Origin of the sequence: Streptococcus sp. SS-4456, from assembly GCF_036680365.1 — a bacterium.
Taxonomy (GTDB): Bacteria; Bacillota; Bacilli; order Lactobacillales; family Streptococcaceae; genus Streptococcus.
Genome location: NZ_JAVIHI010000018.1, coordinates 1 through 25,838, shown reverse-complemented (window position 1 = coordinate 25,838; position 25,838 = coordinate 1). Strand labels below are relative to the sequence as shown.

The following is a 25,838-nucleotide window of genomic DNA, read 5'->3' as shown; positions in this document are numbered from 1 at the left end:
TAATGTCAAAAGAATTATCACCAAAATACAATCCAGCCGAGGTTGAGGCTGGTCGTTACCAGACTTGGTTGGACCAAGATGTCTTTAAGCCGTCAGGCGATGCGGAGGCCAAGCCTTATTCTATCGTCATTCCGCCGCCAAACGTAACAGGTAAGTTGCACTTGGGACACGCTTGGGATACCACCCTTCAAGATATTATTATCCGCCAAAAGCGGATGCAGGGCTTTGACACTCTCTGGCTTCCAGGTATGGACCACGCGGGGATTGCCACTCAGGCTAAGGTTGAGGAACGCTTGCGGGAGCAAGGCGTGACCCGTTATGATCTTGGTCGTGAGAAATTCCTCGACAAAGTTTGGGAATGGAAGGATGAGTACGCAGCGACCATTCGTGAGCAGTGGGGCAAGTTGGGGCTGTCTTTGGACTACCAACGTGACCGCTTCACGCTGGACGAAGGCTTGTCAAAAGCCGTTCGCAAGGTCTTTGTGGAACTCTACAAAAAAGGCTGGATCTACCGTGGTGAATTTATCATCAACTGGGACCCAGCTGCCAGAACTGCTCTTTCTGATATCGAGGTTATCCACAAGGACGTAGAAGGTGCTTTCTACCACATGAATTACATGTTGGAAGATGGTTCTCGTGCCCTTCAAGTTGCGACAACCCGTCCTGAAACCATGTTCGGTGACGTTGCGGTTGCGGTTAACCCAGAAGACCCACGTTACAAGGACTTGATTGGCAAAAACGTTATCCTGCCAATCGTCAATAAGCCAATCCCAATCGTTGCGGATGAGCACGCAGATCCAGAATTTGGTACAGGGGTTGTGAAAATCACGCCTGCCCACGATCCAAATGACTTCCTCGTAGGTCAACGCCACAATCTGCCACAAGTCAACGTTATGAATGACGACGGCACTATGAATGAGCTCGCAGGCGAATTTGCAGGTATGGACCGCTTTGAAGCTCGTAAGGCAACGGTTGCGAAGTTGCAAGAACTTGGAGCCCTTGTGGAAATCGAAAACCGAGTACATTCCGTTGGACACTCTGAACGTACTGGTGTGGTAGTCGAGCCACGCTTGTCAACCCAATGGTTTGTTAAGATGGACCAACTGGCTAAGAATGCCATTGCCAACCAAGACACAGCTGATAAAGTAGAATTTTACCCACCACGTTTCAACGATACCTTCCTGCAATGGATGGAAAATGTACACGACTGGGTAATCTCGCGTCAGCTTTGGTGGGGTCATCAGATTCCAGCATGGTATAACGAATCTGGCGAAATGTACGTCGGAGAAGAGGCTCCAGCAGGTGACGGTTGGGTACAGGATGAGGATGTCCTAGACACCTGGTTCAGCTCTGCCCTTTGGCCATTCTCAACCATGGGCTGGCCTGACGAAAACGCGGCGGACTTCCAGCGTTACTTCCCAACCTCAACCTTGGTAACAGGCTACGACATCATCTTCTTCTGGGTGTCGCGGATGATTTTCCAATCGCTTGAGTTCACAGGCCGTCAACCATTCAAGAACGTGCTGATCCACGGTTTGATCCGTGATGAAGAAGGTCGTAAGATGTCCAAGTCGCTCGGAAACGGGATTGACCCAATGGATGTCATCGAGAAATACGGTGCGGACGCTTTGCGTTGGTTCTTGTCAAACGGCTCTGCTCCTGGTCAAGATGTCCGCTTCTCTTATGAGAAGATGGATGCTTCTTGGAACTTCATCAACAAGATTTGGAACATTTCTCGCTACATTCTCATGAACAATGAAGGTTTGACCTTGGATGCGGCGCTTGAGAATGTAGCTAAAGTCGCAGCAGGTCAGGCTGGTAACGTGACGGACCGCTGGATTCTCCACAACCTCAACGAAACCATTGCCAAGGTTACTGAAAACTTCGACAAGTTCGAGTTTGGTGTGGCTGGTCACATCCTCTACAACTTCATCTGGGAAGAGTTCGCTAACTGGTATGTCGAGCTGACCAAGGAAGTGCTTTACAGCGACAACGAGGCTGAGAAAGTCATGACCCGCTCTGTCCTTCTCTACACGCTGGACCAAATCCTTCGTCTCCTCCACCCTATCATGCCGTTCGTGACGGAAGAAATCTTTGCCCAGTATGCAGAAGGCTCTATCGTGGTGGCAGCTTACCCTGTTGTCGACCCAGCATTTGAAAATGCGGAAGCCCACAAGGGAGTAGAAAGCCTCAAGGACTTGATTCGTTCGGTGCGAAATAGCAGAGCAGAGGTGAATGTTGCCCCTTCTAAGCCGATTACCATTTTGATTAAGACAGCGGATACTGAGCTTGAATCCTTCTTCAAGGCAAATGAAAGCTACATCCGACGCTTTACCAATCCAGAACATCTGGAAATCAGCTCAAGCATCGCTGCACCAGAACTAGCCATGTCAGCCGTTATTACCGGTGCTGAAATCTTCTTGCCACTAGCCGACCTCCTCAACGTAGAAGAAGAGTTGGCTCGACTAGATAAAGAACTCGCCAAATGGCAAAAAGAACTAGACATGGTCGGCAAAAAACTCAGCAACGAACGCTTCATTGCCAACGCCAAACCAGAAGTCGTTGAAAAAGAAAAAGAAAAACAAGCCGACTACCAAGCAAAATACGATGCGACAGTAGGACGGATTGAAGAGATGAAGAAACTGGTCTAGTGGTCTAAAACCACTTGATACTTCGTCAACTCACCTTGCCGTACTCAAGTACTGTCTGCGGTGTCGTTTCCTAGTCTCAAGCTGATTTTAGCCACACTAGATTAAACAAATGCCCAGCCTTAAAAGGCTGGGTTTTGTGGTATAATAAGGCTAGAAATTCAAACAGGAGGAGTCTATGCAACCAACCTACAATATCGATAATCCCAATCTTTCCTACGAAGCCAAGCAAGAACTCTGGGAAACTGGTTTTGGTCTTCAAAAAGTGGATGGGTTGACTCCGTCTGTTTATATGGAGGAGTTAGCGGATAGGCAAGCTCGTGGAGAGTACACTTATGAGCAGGTGTATCAGGAAATTACGAAATACCACCAGTCAACTGACGCCAGTACGCAAGAGGCAGATATTGTCTCTCTCCGAATTGTTGAAATGCTCTCCCAAAATGGTTTTAGCTTGCGACCAACTACTCTCTTACATATCCACAAGGAGCTCTTTCAGGATATTTTTGATAGCAGTATTCCAATTGGTGAGTATCGAACGGTTAACATTACAAAAAATGAGCCAGTTTTAAAGGGGGATGCTGTGATTTATTCAGATTTTCCCTTGATTGTTGCCACTTTGGATTATGATTTTCAGCAAGAAAGAGATTTTTCTTATGCTGGATTAGATAAACAAGCCATTGTTGCCCATATCCAATCCTTTATTTCAGGAATTTGGCAAATCCATCCATTTCGAGAAGGGAACACTAGAACAATCACTGTATTTCTTATCAAATACCTTCGCTCACTTGGATTCGAGATTGATAACGAGCCTTTTCAAAAACATGCCAAATACTTTCGAGATGCCCTTGTACTTGACAATGCTAAGTTAGTCAATAAACGCTCAGACTTTTTAACCGCCTTCTTTGAAAATCTCCTCTTGAATGGTCAGAATGATTTATTGAGTGAGAGGATGTACGAGGAGTTGGGGGGAAAATTGGAGAAATAATGTAATCAAACATTTTAAATGGATGTTAAATTCTAGTGATTGATTAACATAGCAACAATGGAAAATTTACAGGTGCTTCTTTTAATCTTTAGATAGATTCAAGTTATTAATTTGTAACAAACGTATACAGGAAAATATCATGTCCAACAACAACTTATTCCAAGACCACCTTCTTCACTCCTTACAATATGGTTTTATCGATAGAGAGATTTTTCAAGAAGGGGTCTATTCGCCTAAAATTTTAATAAATGATACAGAGACTCATCGTTATGTCTTAAATGATATTCAAGAAGAGTTAAGCAAAGCTAAATCTTTTGCTTTCAGTGTGGCTTTTATTACTCAGTCTGGACTCGCCCTGATTAAAAGTCAATTATCGGATTTGGCAGATGAGGGAGTTCGGGGGAGAATTTTAATTTCTCCGTATCTGGATTTCAACGATCCCATAGCGATGAAGGAATTGCTTAAACTGAAAAATGTCCAAGTACGGATAACACCAGTCAATATGCAAATGCATGCTAAGTTTTATCTATTTGAGCAAAAATATAAACAAGTTATCATTTCTGGTAGTTCCAATTTAACTCATACGGCCTTGAAAATTAACTATGAGTGGAATGTGAAGTTGACCTCTACACATAACGGTGATTTTATCCAGAATGCAAAAGAAGAGTTTGAGCGTATTTGGGAAAAATCAATGGTTTTAGATGTAGATGCAATCAATGCTTATGCGGCTCGTCGTAGTACAGTGATACGTACAGCAACGATTCAGGACGAGTCAATAGCATCTTACCAAGAAATCATTCGTCCCAACAAGATGCAAGAGCAGGCTTTGGAAGGCCTCGCAACTGTTAGGGGAAATGGTGCTCACAAAGCTTTGGTCATCAGTGCAACTGGAACAGGTAAAACCTATCTTTCTGCCTTTGATGTCAAACAATATAATCCAGATAGAATGTTGTTTATTGTCCATCGAGAACAAATTCTTCAAAAATCATTAAAAGACTTTCAAAAGGTGTTAGGATTTGAGGATGATGAGGGCTGTATATATAAGAGTGGGATGGATATATCACAGAAGAGGTATATCTTTGCGACTATTCAGACGATTTCGAGAGCAGATAACCTTCAAGCTTTTGACCCAACTTTCTTTAACTATATTTTGATTGATGAGGTTCATAAAGCTGGTGCAGACTCCTATAAAAAAGTGATGAATTATTTTCAGCCAGATTTTTATTTAGGGATGACAGCAACACCTGAGCGAACAGATGGACAAAATATTTATGAACTTTTTGACTATAATATTGCCTATGAGATCCGTTTACAAGAGGCACTTGATAATGATTTGCTTTGTCCATTTATATACTACGGTGTTTCAGACATTAAGATTGATGGCCAATTAATTGATGAAAAAGCCACTTTTTCAAATTTAGTTTCTGAACAACGTGTCAATCATATTTTAGAAAAAATTGCTTACTATGGAGTAAGTGGTGAGGCGGTAAAAGGATTGATTTTCTGTTCTTCAGTAAATGAAGCAAAAGAGCTAGAGGGGCAGTTTAATGCAAGAGGACTCCGTACACGCGCTCTTTCTGGGGAACATAGCCAAGAGGAACGACAGAGAGTTGTTCAAGACTTAGAAAATGGAAACTTAGACTATATTCTGACGGTTGATATTTTTAATGAGGGAATTGATATTCCGAGTGTCAACCAGGTTGTCATGCTTCGTAATACCCAATCGAGTATCATTTTTATTCAACAATTAGGTCGAGGCTTGCGAAAGCACGATTCCAAAGAATATGTTACCATAATTGATTTCATTGGAAACTATCAAAACAACTATCTAATTCCGGTAGCACTCTTTGGTGACCAGTCTATGAACAAGGACAATTATCGTCGTGAAGTCAGAGAGCCCAATATATTAAAAGGATTGACGACAATTAACTTTGAAAAGATTGCCAAAGAACAAATTTTTTCTTCTATCACAAATACGACACTCTCATCAATTAAAATTTTAAGAGATGCTTTTAAAGACTTAGAGAATAAGTTGGGTAGAATTCCATATCTATCGGATTTTGTAAAATTAAACAGCATTGATCCGCTAGTCTTTTTTGAAAACTCCAGTTTTCAGAATTATGGAGATGTTGTCAATAAGTTCTCAGAAGAGATGATCCTTCTATCAGAAGTTGAAAAGCGATTTTTGAATTTTATTACATTTGAAATCTTGAATGGCAAACGAAAACATGAACTGTATTTGTTGAACTTACTTGTCGAAAATGAGGGACTAATTTCGTCAGATAAATGGTTTGAATTTATAATTGAGAATGATTTAGATTTTCAAACAGATGTTTTGGATTCGGTAACAAGAGTATTGGACCTATCATTTCTAAAAGCCCAGGAACAAAAGAAATATGGTAGTGATCCGTTAGTTGATTTTGATGGGGAAATGTATCGGTTGAATAAAGAGGTCAATCAAGCTCTAGAAAATAATAGTACCTTTGCACAGTTATTTTTTGACGTAATTGAAACTGGGATTCTAAAATCGAAAGATTATCCTGAAATTTTCACACTTGGTCAGAAATACACTCGACGTGAAGTGCTTAAATTAATGAATGTCGCAAAAGACGAACCACCTTTAAATATTGGTGGATACAAAATTGATAAGGACACTAATTCTTGTCCGATTTTCATCACCTACCATAAAAGTGAGGATATTAGTGATACCATAAAATACGATGACGAACTTCTAAATGAGTCAACTTTGAAGTGGTTTTCAAAGAACAAACGTACATTAGATTCTAATGATGTATCGACGATTACTCAATCTAATGAAAATGGATTGAGGTTAGAACTTTTTGTCATAAAAGATGATTCAGAAGGTGGAGAATTTTATTATCTTGGTCCACTATCATACGTTGAAAATAGTGCAAGTGAAGTAATGAAAAATGGAGATTCAGTTGTCCAAATGTTATTTAAGTTGGATTCACCAGTGGAGACAAACTTGTATAAGTACTTGACAGATAAATAAAAAATAGAGATTCCAGCGAATCTCTATTTTTGTTGCAAACATTTGACGGCAGGAATATCTACTGGTGCCCATTCTAAGTCATTTAATTGTTCGATTGGAAGCCATTTAGAATCCTCGTGTTCTAATAATGTTAAATTTCCAGTGACTAATTTTGAACGGTAAGTTTTCATTGTAACAATACCGAAGTCATATTCATAAGATGCTTCATTGAGAAAGGAGATGATTTCAATTTCAGAATCAAATTCTTCTTTAATTTCGCGAATTAAAGCCTCTTCGGGAGTCTCACCTTGCTCAAGCTTTCCTCCAGGAAATTCCCAATAGCCTCCTAAACTTTTTCCTTCAGGCCGTTGAGCGCAAAATATTTTTCCATCTTTTTCTATTGCTGCAGCTACTACACTAATAATTTTTTTTGACAAGATTTGACCTCCACAATAAATTCTTTTACAGATTTTGTTATACTTACTCTATATATTACTTTAAAGGAGTTAAAATGTCTAGACAAATTGCCCACCTCCCCTCCCTCCTCCCTTTCGGTTTTATCTTCTCCGACAATCATTATACCTACCGTGAGGTGTTCATGGAGGGGCAGTTTGAGGCGGTGGTGGAGGTTGATGAGGCTGGTCAGCTGTCGTCTTATGTCTGGGATTGTGAGATGGAGGAGGTCTATACCGCCCATCAGGTGACTGCGCCAGCTGGGGCTTTTGTTGGGCAGGTGAGAGAAAGCTATCAGTCCATTTTGGATCGAGTAGAGGAGGCTTGTTGTATCGCTCTGCCATTTTCCAAGGACCAAAGCAACCGCCTAGCCCAGCTAATCAAGGAGCAGTGGGGTGACCTGCCTGACTATCCCTTTGCCAAGTTGCCGACCTATGGGGCCTTTCGCCACCCTGCCAATAACAAGTGGTACGCTTTGGTCAGTCAGATTCCGAGAGATAAGTTGGACGGGAGTGGGTCGCAGGAGCTGGTGGAGATTGTCAATCTCAAGGTTGACGGTCGGGAAATAGCAGAGCTGCTGAGTCAGTCGGGCATCTTTCCTGCCTACCATATGTCAAAGAAAGCCTGGGTGTCGGTCTTGCTGGATGATACTGTGGAGGACCAGATGGTTTTTGCCCTCCTTGAGAAGAGTCGCTATCTGGTAGGACCAAAATCCTACAAGGCGGAGCAAGGGCCTGATTACTGGGTTATTCCAGCCAATCCAAAGGTCTATGATATTGATACCGAGTTTGCGGAAAATAAGGTAGTCTATTGGCCGCAAAAATCAACCATTCAAGCTGGGGACTTCGTTGCCATATATGTGACGGCGCCTATACAGGCCATTCGCTATGTTTGTCATGTCTTGGGGGCGAATCTAGAAAATCACGGACAATCAGACATTCCTACAGAAAAGAAACTCATGCAGGTGGAACTGCTTGCTCAGCTGTCCGATGATGTACTTCCTAGAGCGCGCATGATGGACTTGGGTGTCAGGGCGGTGCGTGGTCCTAGACGCTTGACAGAGGGTGTGATAGAAGTGCTGTCAGCCGAAGTGAAAAACCTCCATTAAATTATCAGAATATTTAATAAAAAGACTTTACAAGTGGGTAAAAAAGAGTATAATAAGGTGTATAAATTTAAGGAGGTAGGGTATGAAGAAGAGCTTCATTCATCAGCAAGAGGAGATTTCTTTCGTCAAAAATACATTTACGCAGTATTTGAAAGACAAGCTAGAAATCGTAGAAGTGCAAGGACCGATTTTGAGTCGTGTCGGGGATGGTATGCAGGATAATTTGTCCGGTGTGGAGAATGCGGTTACCGTTAATGTGAAGCTGATTCCAGATGCGACCTATGAAGTGGTTCACTCACTTGCTAAGTGGAAGCGCCATACCTTGGCTCGTTTCGGTTTTAATGAGGGAGAAGGGCTCTTTGTTCACATGAAGGCTCTTCGTCCTGACGAGGATTCCTTGGATCCTATTCACTCAGTTTACGTGGATCAGTGGGACTGGGAAAAGGTTATCCCAGATGGCCGTCGGAATTTAGCTTACTTGAAAGAAACAGTGGAGCAGATTTACAAGGCTATCCGTCTAACTGAATTGGCAGTTGAAGCTCGTTATGATATTGAGTCTGTTTTACCAAAGAAAATCACCTTTATCCACACAGAGGACTTGGTGAAGAACTTCCCAGACTTGACACCAAAAGAGCGTGAAAATGTGGTTGCCAAAGAATACGGTGCAGTTTTCCTAATCGGTATCGGTGGTGAACTGGCAGATGGTAAACCACATGACGGACGTGCACCAGACTATGATGACTGGACAAGCCCATCAGAAGCAGGCTACAAAGGTCTCAATGGGGACATCTTGGTTTGGAACGAAGCACTTGGTTCAGCCTTTGAGTTGTCCTCAATGGGGATTCGTGTGGATGAAGAAGCGCTTAAGCGCCAGGTTGCGATTACAGGCGATGAAGATCGTTTGGAATTTGATTGGCATCGTGCCCTGTTGAATGGTCTCTTCCCGCTTTCGATTGGTGGCGGTATCGGTCAATCCCGTTTGGCCATGTTCTTGCTTCGTAAGAAACATATCGGTGAAGTTCAATCTAGCGTTTGGCCACAAGAAGTGCGCGATAATTTTGAGAATATTTTGTAAGAGGTTGGTTTTCAATCTCTTTTCCTTTTCTTCCAAAGTCCTATCTGAAAACATTTACAATGTGATTATCTGTGATTTTTTCGCCAATCTATGATATACTTTTTTAGTTAAATTAAAAGATACAGAGGATATTATGACAAAACTTAGAGAAGACATCCGTAACGTAGCCATTATTGCCCACGTTGACCACGGAAAAACAACCCTCGTTGATGAATTATTGAAACAATCTCAAACCCTTGATGAACGTACGCAGTTGGATGAGCGTGCCATGGACTCAAACGATATCGAAAAAGAGCGTGGTATCACTATCCTTGCTAAAAACACTGCTGTAGCTTATAACGGTACTCGTATCAACATCATGGACACACCAGGACACGCGGACTTTGGTGGTGAGGTTGAGCGTATCATGAAAATGGTTGACGGTGTTGTCCTTGTCGTAGATGCCTACGAAGGTACTATGCCGCAGACCCGTTTCGTATTGAAAAAAGCCCTTGAGCAAAACTTGACACCAATCGTTGTTGTCAACAAGATTGATAAGCCATCTGCTCGTCCTGAAGAAGTTGTGGATGAAGTGCTTGAACTCTTCATCGAATTGGGTGCAGATGATGACCAGTTGGAATTCCCAGTAGTTTATGCATCAGCTATCAACGGAACGTCATCTTTGTCTGACAATCCAGCAGACCAAGAAGAAACAATGGCACCAATCTTTGATACCATCATTGAGCATATCCCTGCACCAGTGGATAACTCAGATGAGCCTTTGCAGTTCCAAGTATCCCTTTTGGACTACAACGACTTCGTAGGTCGTATCGGTATCGGTCGTGTCTTCCGTGGTACTGTTAAAGTAGGTGACCAGGTTACCCTTTCAAAACTAGACGGTACTACTAAAAACTTCCGTGTTACTAAGCTATTTGGTTTCTTCGGTCTTGAGCGTAAAGAAATCCAAGAAGCAAAAGCAGGTGACTTGATTGCCGTTTCAGGTATGGAAGACATCTTCGTTGGTGAAACTGTAACACCAACTGATGCGGTTGAGCCACTTCCAGTTCTTCGTATCGATGAGCCAACTCTTCAGATGACCTTCTTGGTCAACAACTCACCATTTGCAGGTCGTGAAGGTAAGTGGGTAACATCACGTAAGATCGAAGAGCGCCTTTTGGCAGAATTGCAGACAGATGTATCTCTCCGTGTAGAAGCTACAGACTCGCCAGACAAATGGACTGTTTCTGGTCGTGGTGAATTGCACTTGTCTATATTGATTGAAACCATGCGTCGTGAAGGCTATGAGCTACAAGTATCACGTCCAGAAGTTATTATCAAGGAAATTGACGGCGTGAAAATGGAGCCATTCGAGCGCGTGCAAATCGATACTCCAGAAGAATACCAAGGTTCTGTTATCCAATCCCTTTCTGAGCGTAAGGGTGACATGTTGGATATGATTTCAACTGGTAATGGCCAAACTCGTCTTGTCTTCCTTGTACCTGCGCGTGGGTTGATTGGTTATTCAACAGAATTCCTTTCAATGACTCGTGGTTATGGTATCATGAACCATACCTTCGACCAGTATTTGCCAGTTGTTCAAGGTGAGATCGGTGGTCGTCACCGTGGTGCCCTCGTTTCTATCGATCAAGGTAAGGCAACTACTTACTCAATCATGCGTATCGAAGAGCGTGGTACAATCTTCGTTAACCCAGGTACTGAAGTTTACGAAGGAATGATTATCGGTGAAAACTCTCGTGAAAATGACCTGACAGTGAACATCACAACTGCTAAACAAATGACCAACGTTCGTTCAGCAACCAAAGATCAAACGTCAGTTATCAAGACACCGCGTATCTTGACTCTTGAAGAATCACTAGAATTCTTGAACGATGATGAATACATGGAAGTAACGCCTGAGTCAATCCGTCTTCGTAAGCAAATCTTGAATAAGGCAGAGCGCGACAAGGCGGCTAAGAAGAAAAAATTAGCAACTGAAGAATAATTCCGAGGAGAAGAGCTATGTTTTACCTCATCCTAGCGATTTTATTGGTACTCTTTTATATTTTTGTAGCCCCTAAAAATGTCAAGGGGACTATCAATTTGATTTTAGCAGTGTTTTTGCTAGTCGTACTGGTTATCGCGCTCATTCTTGGATTTCTAAAAATCATGCAGTTTTCTACAAATTTCTGGCTTGGTTTGATCATGATTTTCATTGGGGGCTGGGCTATGAGGGATATTCACTATCTAGATAGTTCTCCTAAAGGAAAATAAGTTAATAATAGAATAAAAGGCTGGACAGTTGGTTCGGCCTTTTTTCTCAGGATTTTAAGGTATAAAAATAGCCCAAACGAGTGTTCAGGCTATTTGTAATGGTTATTCTTTATCAATTTTCTTTTCTAATTTTTCAAGTTGTCTTGCAGCAAAGTCACGACCACCTAAACCGAAGGCAAGGGCGAAGGCTACTGCTAGTGCACCAAGAACAATTGTGAAGGTTGATTGAACGATATGTTGTGCAAACTTCAATTGATCGAGAGCCATGAAGACTGCAAATACGATAATCAAGTAGCGTACAATTGTGATAACAAGAGGGCTATCCGTAACTTTTTGTAGGAAGTTAGCTACTAGATTGCTTGCGATGATTGCCAAGATAACAATAGCAACAGCGCTGATAAGTGATGGCAGGTAAGCAAGTAGGGCAGAACCAACAGAATTAAATACTTCAAGGTTCAATACTTGGATAGCTTGGATAAAGAAGAAAACGATGATGATAGCGCGAACGACTTGAGTAATGATAGCTGACAATTCAAAGTTAGCTTCTTCTTTAGCGAATAGGTATTTAGAGTAGTTGTTGATACCGGCAGTTTCAAGAAGATTTTCAAGAAGGTTGCCAATCAATTTAGCTACAAAGCTACCAACTGCAATCAAGATAAGGGCAACCAAAACATTTGGCAAGATACCGATTACTTGATTAAGAATGGTAACGATTGGTTGAGAAATACTTGTGATACCCAGTGTTTCCAAAGCCAAGGTTAAGATCGGAATGAAGATCAATACATAGACAACAGTTGATAGGACAGAAATGATTTGTTTGCTGTCAAATGGCAATTTTTCCTGATCAGTAACTTTAGTATACCATGCATCAATGTCTAAACGTTCTAGGACACCAGTCAACAGACCTTTGATAAATTTGCAGAAGAAAGTTCCAACAAAGATAATCAAACCAGCTGCAATCATGTTTGGAATAAAGGCAAAGAATTTCTCAAACATGCTAGAGATTGGATCTACCGTGCTGCTGATATTCAAACCAGACAAGATAGATGGAAGGAAGAAGAGAATCACAAGGAAGTAAACAAGTTGACCAAGTGTTTTGATGAGGGCTTGGCCATTATCTTCAGGCTTGATAACACCCCATTCTTGTAATTTTTGTGAGAACTGGATTTTGTTCAAACCAGCTAGAGTTAGCTTGCGTAATAAACCAGCCAACACAAAGGCAATGATAACCAGGACAAGCATACGGATGACGCCTGGCAAAGCAGAAAGCAAAGGATAGAATAAACTATCGATTATAGTTGTCATATAATACTCCTTATAATAAAATATTTTCGTTTTAAGTCTACCACTTTTATAAGGAATTGACAAATAAGATGAATTTTACTCCTATTCCAGCTTTTCCCCTCCCTTTGGCTTGAAAAAGCTTCATGTAAAGGGTAAAATAAAGTGTTAGAATGTTTGGGATTTCTAAACAGGATAGGAAGCGTCTGAACCATTCTAGAGGTTTAAGAAGGAAATATACTATGAAAATGATTGATACGTTTAAAAATAAAAAAGTTTTGGTGCTCGGTTTGGCTAAGTCGGGCGAATCGGCAGCTCGCCTATTGGATACCTTAGGGGCTATTGTAACAGTAAATGACGGTAAGCCATTTGAAGAAAATCCGACAGCTCAAGGACTTCTTGAGGAAGGAATTCGTGTGGTTTGTGGTGGCCATCCGCTGGAGTTGTTGGATGAGGATTTTGCTCTTATGGTTAAGAACCCAGGTATCCGCTATGATAATCCGATGGTTGAAAAAGCCCTTGAAAAAGGCATACCGGTCTGGACAGAAGTTGAATTGGCCTACCTGATTTCAGATGCTCCGATTATCGGAATTACAGGGTCAAATGGTAAGACAACAACTACAACCATGATTGCGGAAGCCCTAAATGCAGGAAATAAGTCTGCAAAATTATGTGGAAATATTGGCTATCCAGCCTCTTCTGTCGCGCAAACTGCGACCAAGGATGATACCTTGGTAATGGAGTTGTCCTCTTTTCAATTGATGGGAACAGAGGTTTTTCGTCCAAATGTGGCAGTTATTACTAATTTGAGTGCCAACCATATTGACTATCATGGAACCTATGAAGAGTATGTGGCAGCCAAATGGATGCTTCAACGTCAGATGACCGAAGAAGATACGATTGTTCTGAACTTCAATCAAGAAGAAGCCAAGGATTTGGCTCAAAAAACCAAGGCTAAAGTTCTTCCGTTTTCAACCAAAGAAGCGGTGGATGGTGCCTATTTGCAAGATGGCAAACTCTATTTCAAGGGTGAGTTCATCATGGATGCAGACCAGATTGGTGTTCCAGGAACTCATAATATTGAGAATGCCTTGGCAACGATTGCTGTTGCTAAGTTGTGGGGAGTTGATAACCAAGCTATTCAAGAAAGCTTGTCTGCTTTTGGTGGAGTGAAACACCGCTTGCAATTGGTTGGTAAAATCAAGGGAGTGACCTTCTATAACGATAGTAAATCGACCAATATCTTAGCGACTCAAAAAGCCTTGTCAGGTTTTGATAATAGTAAGGTAATCTTGATTGCTGGTGGTTTGGATAGAGGCAATGAATTTGATGACTTGGTTCCAGATTTGCTCGGTTTGAAGAAAATGGTTATTCTGGGTCAATCAGCCCCGCGTGTTCAGCGAGCAGCAGACAAGGCAGGCGTACCAACTCTTGCTGCTGAGGATATTGCGGACGCAACTCGGAAGGCCTTCGAAGCGGCAGAAGAAGGGGATGTTGTGCTCTTAAGTCCTGCCAATGCAAGTTGGGATATGTATCCAAACTTTGAAGTGCGTGGAGATGTATTCTTGCAGACCTACGAGGAGTTATGTAACTAATGAAAAAAATTGTTTTTACAGGTGGAGGTACTGTGGGTCACGTGACCCTCAACCTTCTCTTGATTCCACGTTTTATTGAAGATGGCTGGGAAGTTCACTATATAGGTGATGGAAATGGAATTGAGCATGAGCAGATTGTAAAATCAGGCTTAGATGTATGCTTCCATTCGATTGCTACAGGAAAATTACGCCGCTATTTTTCTTTCCAGAATATGCTGGATGTATTTAAGGTTGGTTTTGGGGTCCTACAATCGCTTGCTATTATTGCAAAAATTAGACCCCAGGCCCTGTTCTCAAAAGGTGGTTTTGTTTCGGTTCCTCCCGTCATTGCCTCTAAACTTCTAGGGGTACCTGTTTTTATCCATGAGTCTGATTTGTCCATGGGTTTGGCCAATAGAATTGCTTACAAATTTGCAACAACCATGTATAGTACTTTTGAACAACCTGCTAGTTTGACCAAGGTAAAACATGTTGGCGCGGTTACTAAGGTGGGTCAAAGCAATGATAAGGTAACTCCTATTCAATTGCCAGAAATCCTTAGTCATTTTGATAAGTCCTTGCCTACGCTCTTATTTGTAGGTGGTTCAGGAGGAGCTAAGGTATTTAATGATTTGATTAGTCAACATATGGTGGCCTTGACAGAGCGATTCAATATTATCAACCTCACCGGAGATGCAGACTTAAACAAATTGGCTGACAATCTCTATCGTGTTGATTATGTCACGGAGCTATACCAACCCTTGATGGATTTGGCGGATGTCGTTATTACCCGTGGTGGTTCCAATACCTTGTTTGAGTTGATTGCCATGCAACAACTTCACTTGATTGTACCCCTGGGACGTCAAGCTAGTCGAGGGGATCAGATAGAAAACGCTCTCTATGCGGAGAAAAAAGGGTATTCCAAACAAATTGATGAAAGTCAATTGACCTTGGAAAATCTACTAGCCGAAGTTGAAAATTTGTTGGAAAATAAGGAATTTTACAAAAATAATATGGCTAACTCTAAAGAAATTCAATCGGTGGATAGTTTCTATGATTTATTGAGAGATGATATGGGGAGGTAGGTGCTATGACCCAAAAAAATGATAAGGAACCTACGATCCATGACCAAACAGACATAGAAGTTCCCTCTATGGAAGCTTCTCAGGAAGAAAAAAGTGCCTTTTTTGAAAAATGGAAGGCCAAGCATCAAGCCTATTTAGCAAGTAAGGTGAAAGCGGATAATAGTGAGGAAGTTCCTTCGACTATTCAGGAAAAAAGGAAGCTTTTTCAGGGGATTAAGAAGCCTGGCAAGCTTAGCTCTGTTCCTAAGAACCAGTTGGAAGAAAAGAAGAATAGGCAAGTAGAAATACCTAAAAAAGTAATTTGGAAATCTGTCCCTATTTTAGTGGTCAGTTTATTACTTGCGGCCCTTTCTCTCTACTTTATTTCTCCGACTAGTAAGGCGAAAAATATTGTCGTCAAAGGTCAGGATAAGCTGACAGCTGAACAGGTCATCAAATATAGTTTGATTTCGGATAAAGACTATGTTGTGACCACTCTATTGAATGCATCAGCTTACGCTGAGAATGTGAAAAAAAATAATCCATCTGTGGAAACTTCGGAGATTAGCTATCAGTTTCCAAACCAGTTCACTATCCGCATCAAAGAATACGCTATCATTGGCTATATTCAGCAGAACAATCAGCTCTACCCTGTTTTATCTAGTGGTAATATAGGTACTGAGGTTGTAGCAGTAGATACCTTGCCGGAAACCTATACGACCATTCAATTATCAGATAAAAATCAGGTAAAACAATTAGCCATTGCCCTTGGAGAGATTGAACCTACGATTAGGGAGAAAATCCAGACTGTAAGTCTAACTCCAAGTCAGGTAACAGCTGATTTATTGACATTCAATATGACAGATGGAAATACAGTTTTGGTGCCCCTTAGTGAACTGACCGAAAAGCTTGTTTATTATACTAAAATTGCGGCAGAAGCAGAGGGACCAATAACAATTGATATGGAAGTTGGTATCTATCGCTATTCAAGTGAAATTTGATAGCTGGATAAAGAAAAAATTATAAAATAATCCTTTATTATCCCCAAATTAGAATAGAATATGGTATAATGAAAGATGACTAATTATACTATTTTTTAAAATGGAAGATGATTTGTTAAAGTGGAAGTAAGAGAGGACTGATAGAATGGCTAGAAACGGCTTTTTTACGGGATTAGATATTGGTACAAGCTCCGTTAAAGTCTTGGTTGCAGAATATAATGAAAATGAAATGAACGTAATTGGTGTCAGCAATGTGAAAAGTGCTGGCGTCAAGGATGGGATTATTGTCAATATTGAGGTTGCTGCTGGTGCGATAAAAAAGGCTATCGAGCAAGCGGAAGAAAAGTCAGGTTTGCGTATTGAATCAATTAACGTTGGCTTGCCTGCAAATCTACTTCAAATCGAGCCAACTCAAGGCATGATTCCTGTAACAACGGATTCACAAGAAATTACAGACGTAGATGTAGAAAATGTTGTGAAGTCAGCATTGACTAAGAGCATGACCCCAGAACGTGAAGTAATTTCATTTATTCCAGAGGAGTTCACAGTTGATGGTTTCAAAGGAATTAAAGATCCTCGTGGCATGATGGGTATTCGTTTGGAGATGCGTGGGATGCTCTATACTGGTCCACGTACCATCCTTCACAACCTTCGTAAAACGGTTGAACGTGCAGGTGTACAGGTTGAGAATGTTGTCATTGCTCCCCTTGCCTTAACCCGTTCTGTATTGAATGAGGGAGAGCGTGAGTTTGGTGCAACAGTGATTGATCTCGGTGGTGGTCAAACAACCGTAGCAGTCATGCGTGGTCAGGAATTGCAATATACCAATATCTACCAAGAAGGTGGAGATTACATCACCAATGACATTTCTAAAGTCTTGACAACTTCAAAGAGCATTGCTGAGAATTTGAAATATAATTATGGTATTGCCTTCCCACAAGAAGCAAGTGATAAGGAAAAATTCACTGTTGAGGTCATTGGTGAGAGTGCACCTGTAGAAGTAACAGAACGCTACCTATCAGAAGTGATTGCAGCTCGCCTTCGCCAAATCTTTGAGCGAGTGAAACAGGACTTAGAAAGAACACGGGCCTTGGACTTGCCAGGTGGCATTGTTCTTGTAGGTGGCGGTGCTATCTTGCCAGGTATTACTGACTTGGCACAAGAGGTCTTCGGTGTTCATACCAAACTCTTCGTTCCAAATCAAATCGGAATCCGTAATCCAGCCTTTGCAAGTGTGATTAGCCTTGTAGAATACGTGGGTGAACTAGAGGACGTTGAGAAAATTGCTCAATATGCAGTAAATGGTGAAACCATGTTAAGACACAAACCAATAGATGTTAGCCTTCCACGTCCTCGTGTTAGCCAACCAATCCAAAAGGAAATTGTTAAGGAATTGAATGTGGTTGAAAGTGAAGAAACATCTATTCCTATTTACAATAACGAAGTGAATGAGGAACGTTCAGCAAACAAAGGCAATATTACAGAGCGTATCCGTGGTTTGTTCGGTAGTATGTTTGAATAAGAGAATAGAAAAGGTGATATAAACTATGGCATTTTCATTTGAAGCAGCAGCAAGTCATGGTGCTGTCATTAAAGTAATCGGTGTCGGCGGTGGTGGTGGTAACGCCATCAACCGTATGATTGAAGAAGGTGTAGCAGGTGTTGAGTTTATCGCAGTCAACACAGATGTGCAAGCCTTGAGTAGTTCAAAAGCGGAAACGGTTATTCAGTTGGGTCCAAAATTAACCCGCGGTCTAGGTGCTGGGGGTCAGCCTGAAGTTGGTCGTAAGGCAGCTGAGGAAAGCGAAGAAGTCTTGACCAATGTTCTTACAGGAGCTGACATGGTCTTCATCACTGCTGGTATGGGCGGTGGATCAGGTACAGGTGCAGCACCAGTTATCGCACGTATTGCCAAAAATTTGGGTGCATTGACAGTAGCTGTTGTAACACGTCCATTTGGTTTTGAAGGAAACAAACGTGGCAACTTTGCCATCGAAGGTATTGAAGGACTTCGCGAACAAGTCGACACACTTTTGATTATTTCAAATAACAATCTTCTTGAAATTGTTGACAAGAAGACACCTCTTTTGGAAGCTTTGAGTGAAGCTGATAATGTTCTTCGTCAGGGTGTTCAAGGCATTACAGACTTGATTACCAATCCTGGTTTGATTAACTTGGACTTTGCGGATGTGAAGACTGTTATGGAAAACAAGGGCAATGCTCTTATGGGTATTGGTATCGGTACTGGTGAAGACCGTGTTATTGAAGCCGCTCGTAAAGCAATTTACTCACCACTTCTTGAAACAACTATCGATGGTGCGGAAGATGTTATTGTCAACGTTACAGGTGGCTATGATATGACTTTGACGGAAGCAGAGGATGCATCTGAGATTGTTCATCAAGCAGCTGGTCAAGGAGTGAATATCTGGTTGGGAACATCTATTGACGAGACCATGAAGGATGAAATCCGCGTAACCGTTGTGGCGACAGGTGTTCGTCAGGATGCGGCTGAAAAAGCTGTCCGTCATCGTACAGAAACTGTTACACCACGTCAGACACAACGTTTTGATTATCCAGTAGCTCCAGCAACGGCTCCCGTTCGCACTGCAGTAGCTCAAGTAGAAACACCAAAAGCTTCAGCATTTGGTGAATGGGACTTACGTCGAGAAAATCTAATCCGTCCTACTGATACAGAACCAGCTTCAACAGTAGCTGTTGAAAAGTTTTCAATGGAGCATGATGAAGATGAGTTGGATACCCCACCATTCTTCAGAAACCGTTAAGATGGATTTCCAAAAGAACAAGGATAATGTATTTTTAGCTGTGGCTCAAGCAGCTGAAAAGGCAGGGCGTCCAATTGAATCTGTAAATGTAATAGCTGTCACCAAGTATGTTGACAGCTCTATTGCTAATAAGCTAGTAAAAACAGGGGTAAGGCACATCGGTGAAAACCGAGTTGACCTGTTTTTAGATAAATACAAGGCCTTAGCAGACCAAAATCTCACTTGGCACTTGATTGGTACACTGCAAAGACGCAAGGTTAAAGATGTCATCAATTTTGTAGACTATTTCCATGCCTTAGATTCTGTCAAATTAGCTCAAGAGATCGATAAACGAGCTACCAGAAGAATTAAGTGCTTTTTACAAGTCAACATATCTGGTGAGGAAAGTAAGCATGGATTTGCCTTGTCGGAGATTGATGATGTCTTATCTGAAATAGCTAACTATAAAAATGTTGAGCTTGTTGGCTTGATGACAATGGCTCCTTTTGAAGCAGATGAAGTAGAGCTTGCTTCTATATTTTCTAAAATGAAGCAAGTTCAAGAAGAGTTGGCAGGTCGGCAGTTACCCGGTATGCCCTTTACAGAATTAAGCATGGGCATGAGTGGTGATTTTGACATAGCTATTGAACATGGGGCAACCTATGTGAGAATAGGAACGGCATTTTTTGAGTCAGTGAAATAGGGAGAAAACCGTGGCACTAAAAGATACATTTAAAAATTTATTCAATTACTTTGAGGTTGACGATGTCAATGAGGCAACTGAGCAAGAAGAAGCTTATTCTATGCCAAATGAAAGACCAAAAATGCGAGTTGCTCAGCAGACAAGTGTCGCTTCAAAAGAACAACCTGCTAAGATTGAAAATAGAAGAGAAGTTCGTGTAGATAATCAACGTCCTCGTATGGAGCGTCAACACGAGGTGGTTGACACTGGTACGGAAAACAAATCTACGATTGACATTAAGTTTCCAAAGCGGTATGAAGATGCTCCGGAAATGGTTAATCTACTCTTGGACAATGCTAGTATTTTGATTGATTTTCAGTATATGTCTGAGCAGCAGGCAAGACGTTGTTTGGATTATCTAGATGGAGCACGTTCGGTTTTATCTGGTAATTTGAAGAAGGTGTCTAATACCATGTGGTTATTGACACCCGTTAATGTTACTGTACATATTGAAGAATTGCGTAATGCCAATAATGGACAAGGGGCAGATACGACTTTCGATTTTGATATGAAGCGATAAGCGTATGCAAATTCTGATTTTAATCCTATTAAAATTTGTAGAGATTTATTCCTATCTCTTATTTGCCTATGCTTTATTGAGTTGGTTCCCTGCTCTATTCACAAGTCCCCTTGGTCGTTTCTTAGAAAGTCTAGTTAGTCCGCTCTTGAAACCCTTTCGGCGCTTGAACTTACAATTTATGGGCTTAGATTTGACAGTCCTGGTGGCCATGCTAGTCTTGAATATGGGAACGCGCCTATTGGTGCAACTCTTAGTTGGCCTGGTATAAACATGAAGAGTGAAAAGCATATTTTGGAACATTTTGCCCGAGAGGAGAGGGAATTTGTTGAGAAGGTGATGGATATGTGTCAGCAAGTTGAGGATACTTATTCCTATAGATTGACAAGTTTTCTAAATCCTAGGCAGGATGCTATTGCTCAGATGATTGCCAATTATTACCACTTACAAGCGTTTTCGACAAGGGACCTTGTCCCAACAGAGTATTCTCGTGTCATTCTTGCTCCTAGCTACTATGTCTTGGACAAAAAAGATTTTGATGTGATGGCCCTAGAACTTGTCTACTCTAGAAAGTTTCACAGTTTATCACATTCACAGGTACTGGGAACTTTCTTGAATAAATTGGGTATTCGGAGAGAATACCTAGGTGATATTCTTATTAGAGAAGATGAGTTACTCATTTTTTTGGATAAGAAGTTTGGAGAACTGGCAATTCAGACCATTGCTAAAATTGCAAGGGTTCCTGTTAAGCTGATGGAACGAGATTGGCAGTCTACGCCAGTCCAAATGAATGAAGAACCTTTCTTTAAGGAAGTCTTGGTTTCCAGTATGCGATTGGACAAGCTAATTGCTGTAGCCTTCCATCTGTCACGAACCAAGGTAGACAAGTTGATTGCAGCTGGTCATGTAAAATTGGATTATGTTCAGGTAGAACAAGCAGGTAGGCAGGTTGAGTTAGGACAATTGATTAGTCTTAGAAAATACGGTAGAATTCGAGTAAGCGAACTTTTAGGTTTTTCTAAGCAAGGTAAAGTAAAATTAAAGTTAGAAATGATTAAAACATAGGGGGAAAAATGGCACTTACAGCACTAGAATTAAAAGATAAAACTTTCGCAACCAAATTTAGAGGTTATGATGCGGACGAAGTAGATGATTTTTTGGATATTGTTACTCGTGATTATGAGGAATTGATACGTAAAAATCATGAGCAAGAAGCAGAATTAAAGACACTTCGTGAGCGCTTGACATATTTCGATGAAATGAAAGAATCCTTGAGTAAGTCAGTACTTTTAGCGCAAGATACAGCGGAAAAGGTAAAACATGCGGCTGAGGATCAGGCGACAAATATTGTTAAGCAAGCCGATTACGATGCAGCTACCCTTTTGCATGAAGCTAAGGATAAGGCCAACGAAATCCTTCGTAATGCAACGGATAATGCTAAGAAAATTGTTATTGAAACTGAGGAATTGAAGAATAAAACTCGTATTTTCCATCAGCGTTTGAAATCAACCATGGAAAGTCAACTATCACTGGTTAATTCGTCTGAATGGGAAGAGATTCTTCGTCCGACAGCGACCTATATTCAAACCAGTGACGAAGCCTTCCGTGAGGTGCTCCATAAGGCTTTGGATGAGGAAGTATTGATTGAAGAGGATAGCTTAGACTATACTCGTCAGTTGACCTCTGAAGAAATTGCAGAATTAGCTCGTCAAGCAGAAGCTTACGACAAAGGGGAAACAGTTGAAGTTTCCGTGACAGAATAGTTTTCAGATACAAAGACAGTATTGCTAGAAATATATTCAGCGAGTAGGTGATGGTGGAAGACCTGCAATCCCTTTCTAGTCAAGGATCCCTTTGTCTGATCTTTCCTGAACAGTTAAGTAGGGAAGGACGTCGGTTCACGTTACGAACATAGAGGGATGGGGGAAACCCTATCTAAACTAAGGTGGTACCACGAACTTTCGTCCTTATTGGCGGGAGTTTTTTTGTTTGTTATGATAGGATTAGAATTAGTAAATAAGGAAAATTTTGAAAAAGTCCTGCAAGTGCAGGTCTTAGAAGAGGACCAGCGGCGAGTTGCCTCGGTTGAATATTCTCTGGCTCAGGCTTGGCTCTATCGGGAGGAGGGACGTCTGCTTCCTTATGCAGTCAAATCAGGACAGAAAGTCGTAGGTTTTGTATTGTTGTCTATACAAGAAGACAAGAGCTACTATGTGTGGCGTTTGTTAATAGACAGGCATTATCAAAATAGAGGCTATGGTAAGGAAGTCATCCGGCAAGTGATTGGTCTGGCTAAGGAAGATCCAAATTGCCACACAATTACCATGAATTATGTCATCGGTAATCATAAAATGCGGTACATCTTAGAAAAATTTGGCTTTCAATCAGTTGGTATGATTGGACAAGAAATAAAAATGGAATTAACTTTTTAAAAGGAGATAAAATGAAATTAAAAGAAACCCTTAATCTAGGTCAAACGGCCTTCCCAATGCGTGCAGGTTTACCAACTCGTGAACCAGAATGGCAAAAGGCTTGGGATGAAGCAAACTTGTATGCTCGTCGCCAAGAACTCAATGAAGGCAAAACTGCCTTCCACCTCCACGATGGCCCTCCATACGCTAACGGGAATATCCACGTTGGACATGCTTTGAACAAGATTTCTAAAGATATTATCGTTCGCTCTAAGTCTATGTCTGGCTTCCGTGCACCATTTGTACCAGGTTGGGATACGCACGGCCTTCCTATTGAGCAAGTCTTGGCAAAACAAGGTGTCAAACGCAAGGAAATGGACTTGGTCGAATACCTTGAAATGTGCCGTGATTATGCGCTTAGTCAGGTTGATAAGCAACGTGATGATTTCAAGCGCTTGGGAGTTTCTGCAGACTGGGAAAATCCATATATCACCTTGACCAAAGACTACGAAGCAGCTCAAATCCGTGTCTTCGGTGCTATGGCAGACAAGGGCTATATTTACCGTGGTGCCAAGCCTGTTTACTGGTCATGGTCATCTGAGTCTGCCCTTGCAGAAGCTGAAATCGAATACCATGACATTGACTCAACATCTCTGTATTATGCCAACAAGGTCAAAGATGGCAAGGGACTCTTGGATACAGACAGCTACATCGTTGTCTGGACAACCACTCCATTTACAGTAACGGCTTCTCGCGGTTTGACAATGGGAGCAGACATTGACTATGTCTTGGTTCAACCTGCTGGCTCAGACCGTAAGTACATCTTGGCAGAAGCCTTGGTAGATAGCTTGGCAGCCAAATTTGGTTGGGAATCTTTTGAAGTGATTTCAAAACACAAGGGTGCTGAATTTGAATATATCGTGACAGAACATCCATGGGATAGAGAAGTGGATGAATTGGTTATCTTGGGTGACCATGTTACAACGGATTCTGGTACAGGTATCGTCCATACGGCTCCAGGTTTTGGTGAGGATGACTACAATGTCGGTGTCAAATATGACTTGGAAGTTGCGGTAACTGTCAACGAACGTGGCTTGATGAATGAAGCTGCAGGTCCTGATTTTGAAGGGCAATTCTATGACAAGGTTGTGCCAACTGTCAAAGAAAAATTAGGCGACTTGCTCCTTGCTAGTGAAGTGATCAATCACTCCTACCCATTTGACTGGAGAACCAAGAAGCCAATCATCTGGCGTGCAGTGCCACAATGGTTTGCCTCTGTTTCTAAATTCCGTCAGGAAATCTTGGATCAGATCGAAGCAACAACTTTCAATCCATCTTGGGGTAAAACACGTCTTTACAACATGATCCGAGACCGTGGTGACTGGGTCATCTCACGTCAGCGTGCTTGGGGTGTGCCACTTCCAATTTTTTATGCTGAAGACGGCACAGCCATCATGACCAAGGAAGTTACAGACCACGTTGCTGCCCTTTTTGAAGAGCATGGTTCTATTATCTGGTGGAAATCAGAAGCAAAAGACCTCTTGCCAGCTGGTTTCACTCATCCAGGTTCACCAAATGGAGAATTTACCAAAGAAACAGACATCATGGACGTTTGGTTTGACTCAGGTTCCTCTTGGAATGGCGTCATGAATGCCCGTGAAAACCTTGCCTACCCAGCAGATCTCTACCTTGAAGGTTCAGACCAATACCGTGGCTGGTTTAACTCATCCTTGATCACCTCTGTTGCCGTAAATGGTCATGCCCCATACAAAGCTATCTTGTCACAGGGCTTTGTCCTTGACGGTAAGGGGATGAAGATGTCTAAATCATTGGGAAATACCATCCTTCCAAGTGATGTTGAGAAACAGTTTGGTGCAGAAATCTTGCGTCTGTGGGTCACATCTGTGGATACTTCAAACGATGTGCGTGTGTCTATGGATATCCTTGGACAGGTTTCTGAAACCTACCGTAAAATCCGTAATACCCTTCGCTTCTTGATTGCCAACACTTCTGATTTCAATCCTGCAAGCGATGCGGTAGCCTACGAAGAGCTTCGTTCTGTTGACCAGTATCTCTTGGTGAAATTTAACAAGTTGGTAGCTCAAATCCGTGAAGCCTACGACAATTATGATTTCATGGCTATTTACAAATCTGTAGTAAACTTTGTAACACTTGATTTGTCAGCCTTCTACCTCGATTTTGCCAAAGATGTCGTCTACATTGATGGTGCTAAATCACTTTCTCGTCGTCAGATGCAAACTGTCTTCTATGACATCTTGGTCAAAATTACCAAGCTCTTGACCCCAATCTTGCCACACACAGCAGAAGAAATCTGGTCATACTTGGAACACGAAGCAGAAGAGTTTGTACAATTGGCGGAAATGCCAGAGGTGGAAACCTTTGCTAATGAAGCGCAGCTTTTGGCTGACTGGGAAAACTTTATGGTCTTCCGTACAAAAGCTCAAAAAGCCTTGGAAGAAGCACGCAATGCCAAAGTGATTGGTAAGTCACTCGAAGCTCATTTGACTGCCTATGTCTCAGCTGAAACCAAGTCCTTCTTGGAGAGCTTGAATGCAGACCTTGCTCAGTTGCTCATCGTTTCTAACTTGACAGTAACCACGGAAGCAGCTCCTGAAAGTGCACTTGTGGTGGATGAAGTTGCCTTTGCAGTAGAACGTGCAGCAGGTGAAGTGTGTGATCGTTGTCGCCGTATTGATACTAGTGTTGTGGAACGGAGTTATGGTGCAACCATCTGTGACCACTGTGCAAGTGTCGTTGAGGAAAACTTTGCTGAAGCAGTAGCTCAAGGTTTTGAAGCATAAAACAGATATAAAGTCTATCTTTTGGGATAGGCTTTTTTATTGTCAATTGGACAAAAACATACGTAACCGCCCAATAACAAGGTATCTATCCACTCATTCCTTACTCCAGTATACTGTTATAAAAAACAAACTGGAGGATTCATTATGTCTCAG

Annotated in this window: 21 protein-coding genes; 19 read left to right on the top strand and 2 right to left on the bottom strand. The window is 41.7% G+C overall.

All coding sequences use genetic code 11. From position 1 onward, the window contains the following. Nucleotides 1–2: 2 nt before the first annotated feature. From RFK25_RS06420 to RFK25_RS06410, 3 genes are all read left to right on the top strand, one after another. Nucleotides 3–2,651 carry a valine--tRNA ligase gene (locus RFK25_RS06420; protein WP_332412411.1) on the top strand — a complete coding sequence of 883 codons (2,649 nt, stop codon included), beginning with the start codon at nucleotides 3–5 and terminating at the stop codon, nucleotides 2,649–2,651. Between the two features lie 175 nt (nucleotides 2,652–2,826). Next, a complete protein-coding gene (locus RFK25_RS06415) occupies nucleotides 2,827–3,633 on the top strand; it encodes a Fic family protein (protein ID WP_332412410.1) in 807 nt (268 codons plus the stop codon). A gap of 139 nt (nucleotides 3,634–3,772) precedes the next feature. Beyond that, a complete protein-coding gene (locus RFK25_RS06410) occupies nucleotides 3,773–6,646 on the top strand; it encodes a DEAD/DEAH box helicase (protein WP_332412408.1) in 2,874 nt (957 codons plus the stop codon). 23 nt (nucleotides 6,647–6,669) lie between these two features. Here the strand turns inward: RFK25_RS06410 and RFK25_RS06405 are convergent, their stop codons facing one another. Beyond that, on the bottom strand, nucleotides 6,670–7,062 hold the full coding sequence (locus tag RFK25_RS06405; RefSeq protein WP_332412406.1) for a (deoxy)nucleoside triphosphate pyrophosphohydrolase: 393 nt from the start codon (nucleotides 7,060–7,062) through the stop codon (nucleotides 6,670–6,672). Between the two features lie 74 nt (nucleotides 7,063–7,136). Between RFK25_RS06405 and RFK25_RS06400 the strand changes: the two genes are divergently transcribed. The 4 genes from RFK25_RS06400 to RFK25_RS06385 all read left to right on the top strand — a co-directional run bounded on the left by RFK25_RS06400 (nucleotide 7,137) and on the right by RFK25_RS06385 (nucleotide 11,511). Then, on the top strand, nucleotides 7,137–8,186 hold the full coding sequence (locus RFK25_RS06400; protein WP_332412405.1) for an MmcQ/YjbR family DNA-binding protein: 1,050 nt from the start codon (nucleotides 7,137–7,139) through the stop codon (nucleotides 8,184–8,186). A gap of 82 nt (nucleotides 8,187–8,268) precedes the next feature. After that, nucleotides 8,269–9,261 (top strand): aspartate--ammonia ligase, encoded by a 993-nt coding sequence (gene asnA / locus RFK25_RS06395; RefSeq protein ID WP_014637558.1) that lies wholly within the window; start codon nucleotides 8,269–8,271, stop codon nucleotides 9,259–9,261. 133 nt (nucleotides 9,262–9,394) lie between these two features. Beyond that, entirely contained in the window at nucleotides 9,395–11,242 is a 1,848-nt protein-coding gene (gene typA / locus RFK25_RS06390) for a translational GTPase TypA (protein ID WP_105117491.1), read from the top strand. A gap of 17 nt (nucleotides 11,243–11,259) precedes the next feature. After that, nucleotides 11,260–11,511, top strand: coding sequence for a DUF3165 family protein (locus RFK25_RS06385; RefSeq protein ID WP_248050441.1), 252 nt, complete (start codon nucleotides 11,260–11,262; stop codon nucleotides 11,509–11,511). 102 nt (nucleotides 11,512–11,613) lie between these two features. Here the strand turns inward: RFK25_RS06385 and RFK25_RS06380 are convergent, their stop codons facing one another. After that, nucleotides 11,614–12,816 (bottom strand): mechanosensitive ion channel, encoded by a 1,203-nt coding sequence (locus tag RFK25_RS06380; RefSeq protein WP_332412401.1) that lies wholly within the window; start codon nucleotides 12,814–12,816, stop codon nucleotides 11,614–11,616. A 218-nt stretch (nucleotides 12,817–13,034) separates the two neighbouring features. Between RFK25_RS06380 and murD the strand changes: the two genes are divergently transcribed. From murD to ileS, 12 genes are all read left to right on the top strand, one after another. Then, nucleotides 13,035–14,387, top strand: a complete 1,353-nt coding sequence (murD, locus tag RFK25_RS06375; protein ID WP_332412399.1) for a UDP-N-acetylmuramoyl-L-alanine--D-glutamate ligase — start codon at nucleotides 13,035–13,037, stop codon at nucleotides 14,385–14,387. Further along, nucleotides 14,387–15,451, top strand: a complete 1,065-nt coding sequence (locus RFK25_RS06370) for a UDP-N-acetylglucosamine--N-acetylmuramyl-(pentapeptide) pyrophosphoryl-undecaprenol N-acetylglucosamine transferase (RefSeq protein ID WP_332412398.1) — start codon at nucleotides 14,387–14,389, stop codon at nucleotides 15,449–15,451. Before murD ends, RFK25_RS06370 begins: the two co-directional genes overlap by 1 nt. A 5-nt stretch (nucleotides 15,452–15,456) precedes the next feature. Further along, complete coding sequence (locus RFK25_RS06365; protein ID WP_332412397.1) at nucleotides 15,457–16,431, top strand: cell division protein FtsQ/DivIB; 975 nt, start codon at nucleotides 15,457–15,459, stop codon at nucleotides 16,429–16,431. A gap of 145 nt (nucleotides 16,432–16,576) precedes the next feature. Next, nucleotides 16,577–17,953: a cell division protein FtsA gene (ftsA, locus tag RFK25_RS06360; protein ID WP_332412396.1), complete on the top strand. Its 1,377-nt coding sequence runs from the start codon at nucleotides 16,577–16,579 to the stop codon at nucleotides 17,951–17,953. Between the two features lie 25 nt (nucleotides 17,954–17,978). Further along, the gene (ftsZ, locus tag RFK25_RS06355) at nucleotides 17,979–19,214 is read left to right on the top strand and encodes a cell division protein FtsZ (protein ID WP_332412395.1); all 1,236 of its coding nucleotides are present in this window, start codon (nucleotides 17,979–17,981) and stop codon (nucleotides 19,212–19,214) included. 1 nt (nucleotide 19,215) lies between these two features. Beyond that, on the top strand, nucleotides 19,216–19,896 hold the full coding sequence (locus RFK25_RS06350; RefSeq protein ID WP_332412432.1) for a YggS family pyridoxal phosphate-dependent enzyme: 681 nt from the start codon (nucleotides 19,216–19,218) through the stop codon (nucleotides 19,894–19,896). A 10-nt stretch (nucleotides 19,897–19,906) separates the two neighbouring features. Continuing rightward, nucleotides 19,907–20,455, top strand: a complete 549-nt coding sequence (locus RFK25_RS06345) for a cell division protein SepF (RefSeq protein ID WP_248050429.1) — start codon at nucleotides 19,907–19,909, stop codon at nucleotides 20,453–20,455. Nucleotides 20,456–20,459: 4 nt separating this feature from the next. Beyond that, complete coding sequence (locus RFK25_RS06340; RefSeq protein ID WP_105124757.1) at nucleotides 20,460–20,723, top strand: YggT family protein; 264 nt, start codon at nucleotides 20,460–20,462, stop codon at nucleotides 20,721–20,723. A 2-nt stretch (nucleotides 20,724–20,725) separates the two neighbouring features. Further along, entirely contained in the window at nucleotides 20,726–21,517 is a 792-nt protein-coding gene (locus RFK25_RS06335) for a YlmH family RNA-binding protein (RefSeq protein ID WP_248050425.1), read from the top strand. Nucleotides 21,518–21,525: 8 nt separating this feature from the next. Beyond that, a complete protein-coding gene (locus tag RFK25_RS06330; protein WP_332412390.1) occupies nucleotides 21,526–22,215 on the top strand; it encodes a DivIVA domain-containing protein in 690 nt (229 codons plus the stop codon). Nucleotides 22,216–22,446: 231 nt separating this feature from the next. Further along, a complete protein-coding gene (locus tag RFK25_RS06325; RefSeq protein ID WP_332412389.1) occupies nucleotides 22,447–22,884 on the top strand; it encodes a GNAT family N-acetyltransferase in 438 nt (145 codons plus the stop codon). A gap of 11 nt (nucleotides 22,885–22,895) precedes the next feature. Continuing rightward, entirely contained in the window at nucleotides 22,896–25,685 is a 2,790-nt protein-coding gene (ileS, locus tag RFK25_RS06320) for an isoleucine--tRNA ligase (RefSeq protein ID WP_332412388.1), read from the top strand. Nucleotides 25,686–25,838 lie beyond the last annotated feature (153 nt).